The organism is Actinotignum sp. usb-actsch-rep-73, assembly GCF_059082735.1.
This window is the reverse complement of sequence record NZ_JBHNPV010000083.1, coordinates 1-13,537: the sequence shown is the minus strand read 5'-3', so window position 1 is coordinate 13,537 and position 13,537 is coordinate 1. Positions and strand designations below refer to the sequence as shown.

Genomic DNA, 13,537 nt, shown 5'->3' with positions numbered 1-13,537 from the left:
CTTTGACCAGATCCTTTCATGTCCGAAACCTCCGGCCCCGCATCCGCAAGCCGTCCTAGTCGCCTTCGATGTGGAAGCGAACGGTGCGCTTTGCATCCCCACAGTCTTCATTAACCCTTCATCGAACCAGCCATCGATCCACGCACGATGTAGCGTTCTAAGAGGAAGAACACCGTGAGCGGGATCACCATAGACACGAACGCCCCGGAAGTCAACAGGTGCCAGCCCACACCGTTGGTCCCTGCCAGATTCGCCAGGCGTACCGTTAGCGGTGCCGCATCAACATTTCCACCGACGAAGGTCAATGCGATGAGCAGGTCGTTCCAGACCCAGAGGAATTGCAGGGTCGCATAAGACGCGATACCGGGCAACATCAGGGGAAATACCACCCGGAGGAGGATCGATACTTCGCTTGCACCATCAACACGGGCGGCCTGGATCAGCTCCTGAGGAATTTCAAACATGAAGTTGTGCAGGAGGAAAACCGCCAACGGCATTGCAAATATAGTGTGTGTGATCCAGATTGGAAGAAAAGGCGAGATCGAGTTGAGATCGACGCTCACAGCGATCGTGAGCAGCGGGATTAATGCCATCTGAATGGGAACGATCTGCAACCCAAAAATAATCAGAAAGACGACGTCCTTGCCTTTCCATTCCAAGAAGCAGAACGCATAGGCCGCCATTAGTCCCAGAGCAAGCGGAATGAGGACTGATGGTAGAGCAATCACCACGGAATTGACGAAGTAGTCCGCCAGCTGTCCGGAAGAGCCAGAGCCGAATAGGACGTTCTGGTAGTTCTCGAGGGTCAGCGATGGGTTCGAAAAGACGGTCCACCAGCCTGTTTTTTTGATATCGTCCTGATGCCGGATCGACGAGACGAATAGGCCAACTGTGGGAATGGTCCAGGCGATGGCGATGATGACCGCAACCGCGCTGGCAGTTCGGTTAGCCAACTTCTGTCTAGCTGTACGCGCCGCGGCGGATATCGAGGAATTCTTTGTCACTACCGAAACTCCTTGTTCCTTCGCATCTGCACAGCATTACCAATCATGACGGGCAGGACCAGCAAGAGGAGCAGAACAGCAACAGCTGCGCCCTTGCCAGGCTCGGAGTACTTGAATGACTGGTCATACATCATGTTGGCGAGCACCGTTGTCTGAAATTGTCCGCCAGTCATTGTGCGGATCACATCGAAGAGTTTAAGAATCGCCACCGATATCGTTGTCAGCGAGACGACCAATGACGGGCGCACGAGTGGGATCGTTACACGCGTGAGAATCTGCCATGCCCCCGCGCCGTCCAAGCGAGCTGCCTCAATCACCTCGGCGGGGATAGACTTAATCGCTCCGGACATGACAATCATTGCGAACCCCGTCTGGGTCCATACGACGACGACCATGAGAAAGAGGGAGTTCCAGGGCGTGTTGACCAGGAACTGCTGCGGCGCAAGCCCCAGCCACACTAAGATTTGGTTGAGAAGACCGATCTGCTCCTGGCCACCTTGCCGGTAGGTGTACACGAATTTCCAGATGACTGACGCCCCGACGAACGAAATCGCCATAGGCATGAAGAGAACGGCCTTCAGGATGTTCTCGTACCTGGATTTGTCGACCAAGAGCGCGTATCCGAATCCGATGGAAACGGAAATGATCGGAACGACGAGCACCCATAGAAATGTATTCCGCAGCCCGATCAGTGCCCCAGAGTCTGTGAAGATCCACAGATAGTTGTCCAAACCAATGAAACATGCACCGTCGGAGCTACGAAACGATCGCGAGACGGTCTGGATAGCAGGATATAACAGTCCCGCAACAACGAACACGATCGTGCCACCGATTAGAACGTGGGGTGTTACCCATTTCTGCCATTTCCTCGGTAACTTCTCAGCGAACGTCACCATTGCGAGGATCGTTACCACGATCACTGCAAGCACGCCGATAACGCCGAGCAGATGAAGTACCTTCGTGACCACGTCACTCATCCGATCACCTCCTGCTATACAATCGTCCGGCTGGCCGCCCCGATCCGGGAATCGAGGCGGCCGCCATCACGTCCGATGTCAGTTGCCGGCCGGCCAGCTGGTTTCAATCTTCCCGAGGGTCTCCTCGGTCGAGGCTCCCTGGATCCAATTGAGCATCTCAGTCCAGAAACTACCCGTGCCAACAGTGGACGGCATGAGATCCGAGCCGTCGAAGCGCAACACGGAGTTCGGATCGTTGAGGATGTCGAATCCGCTCTTGTCAATTGCGGAGGGGATCAATGCTGAGTCCATGCCCGAGTTCGAACTGATATACCCGCCGAATGGAGCCCTATCGTTCGCCCACTGGACGCTCGACACGTAGTTCTGGAACGCCTGAACCTCAGGGCGGTCAGAGAATGCGGCGGTGAACTGCCCAGAGACGACGACCGGGTTGCCGACCTTATCGTTGACCACGGGGAATGGGAACGCATAGACATCCCCATCGGGGGCTACCTTTACCGAGTCGTCGAACAAGGAGACAGCAGTACCTGCCGCCAAGTGCATTCCGCATTCACCCGACGTGATAGGCAATGGCGCGTCCGCCTTGGAGGTCGACACGATCGAAGAGGAATCACCGAACCCTCCGTTGACATAGTCATTATTCTTCAGGATCTTGCCCGCAAGATCAGTCGCCTTGCTCACCGCCGTGTCATTGAACGGGATCTCGTGACCCACCCACTTGTCATAGGTCTCACCGCCAGCGTCGGCCAGCAACAACACCTCAACCCAGTCGGTAAGCGGCCATCCGCTGGCACCGCCGGACTCAGCACCTTCACACCAGGGTTTCATTCCATCTGCGACCATCTGGTCCGACAGTGCGATCATCTCGTCCCAGGTCTTCGGTTGCTTATATCCACGCTCCGCGAAGAGACTAGGGGAGTACCACACAAAGGATTTCACGGCAGTCGTAAAGGGCGCGGCATAGAACGTGTCGTTCACCGTCCCATATCTGACCATGTCGGCATTCCAGCCTGCCTCAGCGTTCTTCTTCGTCTGCTCCGGGGCGGCGACCAAATCGCCTGACTTCGCAAAGCGTTGCATAAGACCAACCTGAGGGAAGATAACCAGATCGGGTGCATTTCCAGCCTCTACTTGCACTACGACCTGGCTTTCAAAGTCGGAATCGCCGTTGTACCGGACGTCAATTCCAGTGCATTTCTCAAAGTTAGCCCACGACTCTTCGTTCAGGTCAGCGTCGTTGCCAACGAAAGAGCCCATAACCGTAACCGTAGCGTTATCGAAATGACCATACTCCGCATAGGATGCACAATCGGCCGATGTTGTTCCAGACTGCTCGCTCGAGGCGACATTCTGCGTGCCGCTCGAACAACCCGCAAGTGCCACGAGCGCAACACCCGCGCAGGCCACTGCCGTCACGGCTCCACGCCTTCTTCCTAATTGCACCATGTGCCCCACGACCTCACTTCCTTGTAAGTCCATTCTCGTGTCGAACACCTTGCCCCTATTGACACAGATCAGAGCATATCTTGGCCCCGACGAAGTTAGTATATCATCTGGATTTATTTAGAGTCAATAACACTTGTACCATTAGAAGTGCTTCACCCCGAGGATCCGAGGAGAGATTTCCAGTGAATCTACCAGCTACGCGCGCCCGATCCCTGCGTCGAGGATCGAACCTCCCCCAAGTCGCCGACTTCAACGCCAGCGTCATTCTCGGAGCCGTCCGACGCGCTCGAGAAGGGATCGCCCGAACCGAGATCAGCGAGCAGACCGGGCTGACAGCCCAAACAGTATCGAACATCACTCGACGCCTGCTGTCCGAGGAGCTCCTCATAGAGGGCGAGCGGGTGACGGGCTCTCCCGGAAAACCGCGAACGCTCCTGAGGATCAACGCCTCGGGCCGATTCGCTATCGGCATGCACGTCGATCCCGCTGTCCTCACCTACGTCCTCCTCAACTTCGACGGCACAGTCATCAGGCAGTCGCGGATATACAATCCCTCGGATATCAGACACGAAGAGCTCGTCGACCTTTCGCGTGCCGAAATCGAGTCATTGATCTCCGCTTCCGGCATTGAACGCAGCCGGATCACAGGCCTTGGAATCGCCTCTCCTGGTCCGATTGACACTAAACTTGGAATCGTCGTTGACCCGCCACACCTCAAAGGGTGGAATCGTGTCCATCTACGCAAGGAGCTACAAGACACCACCGGCCTCCCTGTCATCCTCGATAAGGACGTCACAGCGGCCGCCGTCGCGGAACGCTGGGCCGGCGCTGCAACCGAAAGTGCCGACTTCCTCTTCCTCTACCTTGGCACTGGTCTAGGAATGGGGATGGTCATCAATGACATCGTGGTCAGAGGGTTCTCCGGAAATGCCGGGGACATCGGTCACATCATCACCGGACAGGGGACGAGCGCGTGTTCCTGCGGTCAGAGAGGCTGCCATGGGCAAGTCGGATGCGTCGGAGTGATCTGCTCCCCCATTTCCCTCGTCTCTCAGGCCATCGAACGCGGGATCATGGCGCCAAGCCCCTCATTGCCCGCCGGCGAAGCTCTCACACGGTTCCCTGAGCTGTGTGACCTCGCTTCACAGGGCTCAGCCGAAGCGAAGGCAATCCTAGATTACGCAGCAGTGCGGCTCGGCGAGTCTCTCAGTCAAGTCTGCAATCTCATGGACCCTGAATTAGTCGTAGTCGGGGGCCCCGCGTGGACTCCTGCTGCTGACCACTACCTCACGCCGCTCCGCCAGTCGCTTGAATCGCAGTCAGTGGCCAGAGACATCCACCCACTCAGGCTCGTCGGCACATCAATTGGCGACGACGTCGCCGCCGTAGGTGCGGGATGCTTGGTCCTCGACTCAATCTACTCTGCACGCCCCGACTCACTGATGGTGTCCTAGCAAGGACTACGCTGCGAAAGGATACGGAATTATAGGACAAAATGGACTGGTTGGATCTAGTCCCAGTCGGCGCGGTAGAGGCATTGGCGGCAGAGTTCGAGCCAGGCGTTAGAGCCACTCCATGGGGGGATGGAATCCGCGGTGGGGCAGTCTCGTGAGGCTTGCTGCCAGGCCTGTTCGATCTGAGTGTCGCGGGCATGACTTTCAAGGATTTGAGCGCCCGATAAGAAGTGTCCCATGCACGTATAGCCACACCAGAATATCGTCTCAATCTTGCGCGTGAGCCGCATGCTGCGAGGGGCGCTCAACATTTGACGCAGGAATGCGTTCGATGCCTTTTAGCGAACCCACTCGAAGGAAGGCGGTGTCGATAGCCCCACAGCGTCTACCTCGCAAGGAATAAGCTCTCCAGAGGTGGTATAGCCCATCGGCTGCACGCTCTTGGGCGACCGTCCTGTCGCACTCGTTGCACGTGTGCATGGGATTGTCGCAACCCTCTTACGCTCGACTTCGGCACGTGCGACGGCGGCCTTGATACGCTCGTACATCCTCCCGCCATCACTACTGAGGTCGGCATCGCCATTCGAGGTGACAAGGAGCACGCCGCGTAATTTGGCACGGTCGATCCAATCTTCCAGCTCTAAGGGCCGGCGGGTTAGGAGATCGAGGCCATAACAGACGATTGCGTCGAAAAGACCCGCCTTGTAGTCCTGCGCCATCCGCAGGTAGATAGGACGCTTCTTGATGTGATCGGACGTAGAGATGGACTGGTCTGTGTAGGTTTCCACGATCTCCCAGTGGCGGTACTTCGCGAGGTTCTCGCCGTCCTCAAGCTGGCAACCGGTCGCTAGCTAAACCTGCCCATCTCCCGGTCTAGCGAGATGCGCAGGTAATATGGGTTGGGAGGAGAACTAGGGGGTCTGATTCATACCCCCATTCTACTTCTTTGATGTAAGCCCCGTTCGGAACTTGGTCAGAGGTTCAGACGTTGAACCTGAATTCGACGATGTCGCCGTCAGCCATCACGTAATCCTTGCCTTCCATGCGGACCTTGCCGGCCGCGCGGGCTTCCTGCATGCCACCGTATTTGATCAGGTCGTCATAGGACACGATCTCAGCTTTAATGAAGCCCTTCTGGAAGTCCGTGTGAATAACCCCAGCAGCCTGCGGAGCAGTATCACCGCGATGGATCGTCCACGCGCGTGATTCCTTCGGACCTGCCGTCAGATAGGTCTGCAAGCCAAGAGTTTCAAACCCCACGCGCGCCAGCTTGTCCAAGCCAGCTTCGCTCTGTCCGGATTCTTCCAACATCTCGCGCGCATCGTCTTCATCAAGCTCAACCAGTTCGGCTTCGAACTGAGCGTCAAGGAAGATGGCATCAGCCGGAGCGACCAGCTCACGCAACGATGCTTGCAGGGCCTCGTCTTCCATCCCCTTCGCGTCCATGTTGAACACGAAAATGAACGGCTTGGTCGTCATGAGCTGGAACGATTTCAGCGCATCGGGATCCAAGTCAGCGCCCGCAGGGCCCGACAGGAGCTCGCCACGTTCGAGGATTTCAAGAGCTGCCTTGGCTGTTTCAAGGACGACCGCTTCGGTCTTCTTACCTCGTACCTCTTTTTCGAGGCGCGGGATCTGCTTTTCCAGCGTCTGGATATCGGCAAGAATCAGCTCGGTCTGGATCGTCTCAATGTCGGAAGCAGGATCAACCTTGCCGTCAACGTGCACGACATCCGGGTCTAAGAATGCGCGAGTCACCTGGCAGATCGCGTCAGCCTCGCGAATATTCGCGAGGAACTGGTTGCCCAGGCCTTCACCCTCAGACGCACCTCGAACGATACCTGCAATATCAACGAAGGAAACCGTCGCGGGAATGATCTTCTCTGAATGGAAGATATCCGCCAGCACCTTCAGGCGAGGATCCGGCAAAGGTACAACGCCAACGTTCGGTTCAATGGTTGCGAACGGGTAGTTCGCCGCCAGAACGGTGGCGCGAGTCAGAGCATTGAACAGGGTCGACTTGCCGACGTTGGGCAGTCCTGCGATTCCGATAGTAAGAGACACGCTGACCATTCTAGGTCAGCGCGCCATCGTATGGAGTATCAGCTAGTGTGATCAGGGCCAGCCTTGCGCGGTGCGTGAGGGCGCGCGTCGACTAAGCCGTTCGCTTCCAGTTCCGTTCGCAAATTACGAGGCAACGCGAAGGTGATCGTTTCCGTTTCAGTTCGAACAACGTCAACCGTGGGGAACCCACGAGGTTGCAACCACTCAATAACATCGCGAACCAGGATCTCAGGCACGGAAGCACCCGAGGTCAGACCGACCGTCTTGGCGCCTTCAAACCAGACTTCCTGCAGTTCTTCAGCCTTATCCACGCGATACGCTGCACCGGCACCGGCTTCAAGAGCGACTTCGACAAGGCGCACCGAGTTCGAGGAGTTCGCCGAACCGACAACCACCATGACGTCAACCTTCGGGGCAATCGTCTTAACGGCAACCTGACGGTTTTGGGTCGCGTAGCAAATGTCATCCGACGGCGGGTCAATCAGATTGGGGAAACGCTGACGCAGACGGTCAACCGTTTCGCGCGTCTCGTCAACGGACAGCGTGGTCTGTGAAATCCACACGACACGGTCAGGATCACGAACCTCAACGTTTGCGACCTCGTCGGGTGTTCCCACGACCTGAATATGCGAAGGGGCTTCACCGAAAGTACCTTCGACCTCTTCGTGCCCCTGATGTCCGACCAGAATGATGTCGTAGTCTTCCTTCGCGAAACGCATGGCCTCGCGGTGAACCTTGGTCACCAACGGGCACGTCGCATCAATCGTGGCAAGCCGACGACGTTCAGCTCCATCACGTACTTGTGGCGAAACACCGTGCGCGCTAAAGACAACGCGTGCTCCTTCGGGGACCTCGTCAGTCTCTTGGACGAAAACCGCACCACGCTTCGTCAGTGACTCAACGACGTATTTGTTGTGCACGATCTCTTTACGCACGTAAACCGGCGCACCGTAAAGGTCCAAGGCCTTTTCAACGACATCAACAGCCCTGTCCACTCCGGCGCAGTACCCACGTGGGGCGGCCAAGTAGATATGGCCGGTCTCGTTCCCCGATTCCTTCGAAGAAGCGGAGTAGGTCGAATCGATGGCGGGAAAAGCATCCGTCAGGTCACTCATGCTCTCAATTTACCGACATCTGGGTCGTGAGTGCGCGTTGAACGAGGCTTTGAGCACAGCTCCACATTTCTGCAATTCGATTCACCCATGGCCTGTGGCATTCTTGGATGCGTGACGAATCAACCTCTGGCACTTCGGGCCGCGGACACAACCGCAGATAACCCCTGGCCTCTCCGCAAGCTAACGGAGAACATCAAAATCTACGTCGAACGCATGTCTACGCTCTGGGTCGAAGGCCAGATCGTTGAATATAAGCCACGCGCTACCTCGAAAATCGCATTCTTCGTCCTCCGTGATGTTGAGACCGACACTTCGATGACCGTCACCGCATGGCCGGGGATGCTGAAGGAACTTGGTGGCGCTTTCACAGAGGGCGCACGGATCGTCACGCGTGTTACCCCTCAGTTTTGGACATCAAAGGGTTCCCTGAATCTGCGCGCACAAGAAATCCGTATCGCGGGCTCGGGCAATCTTCTGCTTCAGATCGAGCAATTGCGCGCTCAGCTTCAAAAAGAAGGACTCTTTGCCTTTGAGCGAAAGAAGCCCATCCCCTTCCTGCCCGGTCGAATCGGCCTGATCTGCGGGTCGAACGCGAAGGCGAAAGACGATGTCCTCGTCAACGCCACAGACCGCTGGCCCGTCGCCGACTTCGAGATCAGGGAAGTCGCCGTTCAAGGCGAACGCTGCGTACCCGAAGTCATGAGTGCTCTCAGTGAATTGGACGCACGGCCCGATATTGATGTCATCGTCATCGCACGCGGTGGCGGCTCCGTCGAAGACCTTCTGCCGTTCTCTAACGAGCGACTACTGCGCGCCGTCGCATCAACTTCCACTCCGGTCGTGTCGGCGATTGGACACGAGGCCGACGCTCCCCTGCTGGACTTTGTCGCCGATTTCAGGGCGTCGACTCCGACGGATGCTGCGAAGCGAATCGTCCCGGACTATGCAACTGAGCAAGCGCACATTCAAACAGCAATCGACACAATGCGCGGAGCCATCATGCTTCGATTGGGCCGCGAGCGCCAGCTCATCGATTCATACGCTTCTCGCCCGGTTCTGCTCAGCCCGGGGGCGGTCGTCGATACGCATCGCGCGGGGCTTGCTCAAACGCTCACCGGTTTGCGACATGCAGTCGAGCGACGCCTTTCAGCTGAAACAACCGCACTGGGACGGATGCAGGCAACACTCACTGCTCTTTCCCCGCAGGGAACACTCGATCGCGGATATTCAATTCTGAAGCTTCCCAGTGGAGCAATCATCAAGGATGTTGCCGACGCACCAAAAGGTAGTTTGATCGAAGGCATCCTTGCATCGGGCCGAATGGTCGCTCAGGTTGTGGGAACTACGCCCGCGTCGCCGACAGGCCAAGCGAACGGATAAATGGGCGTGGCCTCGTCCCCCTTTCTTTGCACATCAACCATTCACTCTCACATCGACTGTCATACCCCGGAGGTACATATGGATAACGAACTGGCTCCCGTCGAGTCACTGTCCTACGAGCAAGCACGCGACGAACTCGTGCAGATCGTCAAGCAACTCGAATCGGGTCAAGCACCGCTTGAAACGACTCTGTCTCAGTGGGAGCGCGGGGAAGCGTTGGCCACTCACTGCAAGCAGATTCTTGATGTTGCCGCGTCTCGTCTGGATAAGGCTGAGGCCCCCACACAGTAAGCTGGCAGGCGCGAATGATGGTTCGCGTAGAGCTTGTATCAGATTCGTTTGGAAGTCTTTGTGGATGTGCTTGAGATCCAGTTGATATCCGCTTTGGGGTCGAACACGGCGACCATGGCGGGCAACAGACCAACACCCTGCGCACAGATGCCACACGCGAGCATCGATTGGGCACGTTGATACCCTGCTCAGACTAAAATCGGTACAGATCGCGCAGCCTGTCTGCGCACCCGACAAAGGATGTGCCATGGATCTTGCTCACGAGCCTCATATTCTCGCCATCGGCGAAGCGCTCATTGACATCGTTACGCCTATTTCTCACCCTGAAGATGCACGCGAAATCCCCGGTGGTTCGCCAGCGAACGTCGCTATGACCCTCGGGCGTCTGGGACGCCCATCGGTGCTCTCCACGTGGTTTGCAAACGACCCGCGTGGCAAGGTCATCGAGGAACACTTCACCGCTTCCCACGTGGTCATCACCCCCGAATCGCGCGGGGCTCACCACACGACCACTGCTCTTGCATCCATTGATGACAAGGGCGCGGCCACCTACACCTTCGACTTCGACTGGAACCCCACCAGCCCGATCCCCGTTTCTGACCAGGCGCTGATCGTGCACGCAGGCTCGATTTCCGCGGCCGTCCAACCCGGTGCCGACACCGTGTACGAGGCCCTGAAAACCGCGCGCCCTCACGCACTGATCACCTTCGACCCGAACGCTCGTCCTGCCATTATGGGCTCGCCAGAAAAAGCCATGCCCCTGGTCGAAAAATTTGTCGCAGTATCGGACGTCATCAAGGTGTCCGACGAGGATCTTGAGTGGCTTACCAATGGTGAAGACCTCGATCATGTGATTGCCCGTTGGCTTGACCTTGGGCCTTCGTTGATTATCGTCACTCGTGGCAAGAAGGGCGGTCTAGCCGTTTCGAAGTCAAGTGTCCGCGTCGAAGCTACCCCCGGCGATGTCAAGGTCGTCGACACCGTTGGTGCCGGTGATTCGTTCATGGGTGGCATTTTGGATGCAATGTGGGGTCTTCAGCTGTGCGGTGCTGAAGGACGCGTCGCTCTTGAGACAATTGATGCTGACCAGGTTCAAACAATTCTTGACCGCGCTTCCCGCATCTCTGACGTGACCGTGTCGCGCGCGGGCGCTAACCCACCGTGGTCGTACGAAATCGACTGACGCGCTACGTACAATACGGGCGATACCTCATGAAGTATCGCCCGTATTCTTTATCCAACAGGTGGCTTTACTCCACCAGTGTCACACTCCGACGGATCTATTTTCCCAGCCTGCGTTCACGTTGAGCATAGGAGCGCAGAGCACGCAGGAAGTCCACGCGCCTAAAGTCCGGCCAATAGGCCTCGCAGAAGTAGTACTCCGAATGGACTGACTGCCAAATCATGAACCCGGACAGTCGTTGCTCGCCGGACGTGCGGATCACCAAATCGGGGTCCGGTTGGTCTTTCGTGTACAGGTGAGCAGTGATATCCGCATCGGATAGACAGTCCGCGACTTCGTCAAGGTTCTTCCCCTGGGCCGACGCCTCACGCATGATCGCGCGAACAGCTTCGGTGATTTCGTGGCGTCCTCCGTAGCCGACGGCAACGTTGACTTTCATGCCCCGAACGGTCGCGGTCGATGCAACCGATGCGCGGATCCGCGCTGCTACGTCTTCGGGGAGTAGGCCCAAGTCTCCAACGACGTTGAGATGCCATTTTCCTTGCATAGCCAAGTGGTCAACGGCGTCGGCGATGATACCAAGGAGTTCGGTCAGTTCCTCTGATGTGCGAGAAAGATTGTCGGTCGACAGCATCCACAAGGTGATGACTTCGACGCCGAGTTCTTCTGCCCAGACGAGGAATTCGGAGATCTTTTCGGCGCCGGCACGATGACCTTGCGACGCTTGTTTTCCGGTGGATTTGGCCCAACGACGGTTTCCGTCAAGAATGACACCAATGTGTCTGGGGATGGCCGACTGGGGAAGCTGCTTGCGCAGACGTTCCTCGTACAGGTCATAGGCCAGAGCGAGTCGCGCCATGGTCCCTCCCATTTCAGACTACCGGTAGCAGTTGACAGTGTCGTAACCGTTAGCGACACCGTATTGGGCAACCGCTAGCGATCGTTGATCTGCGTTAAGGGTAATCGTTTTTCATAGTGAAAGTGACCTTACCTGCGCGCGTATGCACAGTGGAGGTGCGCGATGACCACGATTGTTGGAACCGAACACCTTGGAGGCCTTGGAAGATGTTCATCTGCTGAATTGCCACTCGTACGCATTCGTTAACTTACGGTAACGTAGGTTATGTGGATGTCAGCGTGAGACTGACAGCCACGGTTTGATTAATTCGCGTTTGAATTCGTTGTGGGAGGCATCATGAAGGTCGCATCGCTTCATCCGAAGTCGTGGGTTCCAAACCAGCTGATCGCTATTAAGCCTCACCTGCGAGGATGGTTGCATCTTGTTACAGCCCCACTCTCGCTAGCGGCATCAATTGTGCTGATCTGTCTTGCCCCAACGACTCCGACGAAGTGGGCATCCGCGGTTTACCTTGCCTCGTCTCTTCTTCTTTTTGGCATCTCGGCTCTCTATCATCGCTTCTACTGGAAGCCGAACTGGGAGCTCGTGTGGAAACGGCTTGATCACTCGAATATTTTCCTTCTCATCGCTGGCACATACACTCCCTTGTCGGTTGCCTTGCTCACCAGGCACGATGCAATGGTTCTGCTGTCGATTGTCTGGATTGGGGCCGTCATCGGGATCCTCATCAACCTTTTCTGGCCGACCGCCCCGCGGCGGCTCTCAACGTTAATCTACGTGGTTTTGGGATGGACTGCTGTCGCATACCTCCCTCAGCTCTGGAGCGCTGGTGGCCCGGCTATGGTCTGGCTGATCGTCGCGGGGGGCATTCTTTACACACTGGGCGCAATAGTCTACGCAACAAAGCGTCCGGATCCTTCCCCGACGTGGTTCGGGTTCCACGAAATCTTCCACGCTTTCACCGTTGCCGCCTGGGCATGCCACTGCGTGGGCGTGTACTTGGCCGTTCTTCTCTGATTTTCTCTGCCCGTGTTGACGAGGCCGGACGGCTCATCTGCACGTTACGTTTGCGCCCGGAATTCACCTGACTACTTCACATTCGGGCAGGAATGTTTTGACATTGCTAGACTGACTGAGTCTTAGCGCCGGTACCATCGTTCCGGCTATCGTTTTTGGAGGACACTTATGGCCGACACTCAGTGGCTGACTCAGGCTCAGTACGACCTTCTGCACAAAGAGCTCACCGAGCGCATTGAAATCAAGCGCCCGGAAATTGCGAAGCTGATCGATGCGGCTCGCCAAGAGGGCGACCTGCGTGAGAACGGTGGCTACCACGCTGCACGCAACGAACAGTCGATGAACGAAACGCGCATCCAGACTCTCCAGGAGATGCTCGCTTCAGCAGAGGTTGGCGAAACGCCCGCTGATGACGGCATCGTTGAACCCGGCATGGTTGTGACTGCTCTGGTTGGCGGACGCGAGATGACGTTCCTGCTCGGTTCACGTGACGCTGGTGGAGACTTGGGCGTGCAGGTCTTCTCTGCGAAGGCTCCTCTGGGTGCCGCGGTCACCGGGCACAAGACGGGCGACAAGGTGTCATACGAGGCTCCAAATGGCAAGGAGATCGAGGTCGAGATCCTCACAGCAAAGCCTTTCGCGGGCTGATCCGCTCTAGAGCGCCCCTTCATTCCTACTCTTTCACGGTCAGCGTTTCAAAGAGGATACGCTTCCGTAGAACACCCGGAGGGAAATAGCGCCGAAGCA

General features: G+C 56.9%; 13 protein-coding genes. 6 read left to right on the top strand and 7 right to left on the bottom strand.

The window, feature by feature from the left end; translation table 11 throughout:
• Positions 1-110: 110 nt before the first annotated feature.
• From AC5RE1_RS07675 to AC5RE1_RS07665, 3 genes are all read right to left on the bottom strand, one after another.
• The gene (locus AC5RE1_RS07675) at positions 111-1,004 is read right to left on the bottom strand and encodes a carbohydrate ABC transporter permease (protein WP_493938542.1); all 894 of its coding nucleotides are present in this window, start codon (positions 1,002-1,004) and stop codon (positions 111-113) included.
• Positions 1,004-1,981: a carbohydrate ABC transporter permease gene (locus AC5RE1_RS07670; protein WP_493938541.1), complete on the bottom strand. Its 978-nt coding sequence runs from the start codon at positions 1,979-1,981 to the stop codon at positions 1,004-1,006. The genes AC5RE1_RS07675 and AC5RE1_RS07670 overlap by 1 nt, the downstream gene beginning before the upstream one ends.
• A 78-nt stretch (positions 1,982-2,059) precedes the next feature.
• Complete coding sequence (locus AC5RE1_RS07665) at positions 2,060-3,238, bottom strand: ABC transporter substrate-binding protein (RefSeq protein WP_493938540.1); 1,179 nt, start codon at positions 3,236-3,238, stop codon at positions 2,060-2,062.
• 371 nt (positions 3,239-3,609) lie between these two features.
• On the opposite strand from AC5RE1_RS07665, the gene AC5RE1_RS07660 reads away from it, so the two are divergent.
• Positions 3,610-4,881 carry an ROK family protein gene (locus AC5RE1_RS07660; RefSeq protein ID WP_493938539.1) on the top strand — a complete coding sequence of 424 codons (1,272 nt, stop codon included), beginning with the start codon at positions 3,610-3,612 and terminating at the stop codon, positions 4,879-4,881.
• A gap of 338 nt (positions 4,882-5,219) precedes the next feature.
• Here AC5RE1_RS07660 and AC5RE1_RS07655 read toward each other — a convergent pair whose 3' ends face one another.
• The 3 genes from AC5RE1_RS07655 to AC5RE1_RS07645 form a co-directional block, all read right to left on the bottom strand.
• Positions 5,220-5,669, bottom strand: a complete 450-nt coding sequence (locus tag AC5RE1_RS07655) for a recombinase family protein (RefSeq protein WP_493938538.1) — start codon at positions 5,667-5,669, stop codon at positions 5,220-5,222.
• A gap of 193 nt (positions 5,670-5,862) precedes the next feature.
• The gene (ychF, locus tag AC5RE1_RS07650) at positions 5,863-6,945 is read right to left on the bottom strand and encodes a redox-regulated ATPase YchF (RefSeq protein ID WP_219585357.1); all 1,083 of its coding nucleotides are present in this window, start codon (positions 6,943-6,945) and stop codon (positions 5,863-5,865) included.
• Positions 6,946-6,983: 38 nt separating this feature from the next.
• Positions 6,984-8,060: a 4-hydroxy-3-methylbut-2-enyl diphosphate reductase gene (locus AC5RE1_RS07645; RefSeq protein WP_493938537.1), complete on the bottom strand. Its 1,077-nt coding sequence runs from the start codon at positions 8,058-8,060 to the stop codon at positions 6,984-6,986.
• Positions 8,061-8,147: 87 nt separating this feature from the next.
• Here AC5RE1_RS07645 and xseA point away from each other — a divergent pair, with 87 nt between their 5' ends.
• From xseA to AC5RE1_RS07630, 3 genes are all read left to right on the top strand, one after another.
• The gene (gene xseA / locus AC5RE1_RS07640; protein ID WP_493938536.1) at positions 8,148-9,440 is read left to right on the top strand and encodes an exodeoxyribonuclease VII large subunit; all 1,293 of its coding nucleotides are present in this window, start codon (positions 8,148-8,150) and stop codon (positions 9,438-9,440) included.
• Between the two features lie 78 nt (positions 9,441-9,518).
• Positions 9,519-9,731, top strand: a complete 213-nt coding sequence (locus AC5RE1_RS07635) for an exodeoxyribonuclease VII small subunit (protein ID WP_103632023.1) — start codon at positions 9,519-9,521, stop codon at positions 9,729-9,731.
• A 247-nt stretch (positions 9,732-9,978) separates the two neighbouring features.
• Complete coding sequence (locus AC5RE1_RS07630; RefSeq protein ID WP_219585365.1) at positions 9,979-10,914, top strand: carbohydrate kinase family protein; 936 nt, start codon at positions 9,979-9,981, stop codon at positions 10,912-10,914.
• 97 nt (positions 10,915-11,011) lie between these two features.
• Here AC5RE1_RS07630 and AC5RE1_RS07625 read toward each other — a convergent pair whose 3' ends face one another.
• A complete protein-coding gene (locus tag AC5RE1_RS07625) occupies positions 11,012-11,773 on the bottom strand; it encodes an isoprenyl transferase (RefSeq protein ID WP_219585367.1) in 762 nt (253 codons plus the stop codon).
• Between the two features lie 336 nt (positions 11,774-12,109).
• Here AC5RE1_RS07625 and trhA point away from each other — a divergent pair, with 336 nt between their 5' ends.
• Entirely contained in the window at positions 12,110-12,790 is a 681-nt protein-coding gene (gene trhA, locus AC5RE1_RS07620; protein ID WP_103632026.1) for a PAQR family membrane homeostasis protein TrhA, read from the top strand.
• A gap of 168 nt (positions 12,791-12,958) precedes the next feature.
• Positions 12,959-13,438, top strand: coding sequence for a transcription elongation factor GreA (gene greA / locus AC5RE1_RS07615; protein ID WP_103632027.1), 480 nt, complete (start codon positions 12,959-12,961; stop codon positions 13,436-13,438).
• Positions 13,439-13,537: the final 99 nt, after the last annotated feature.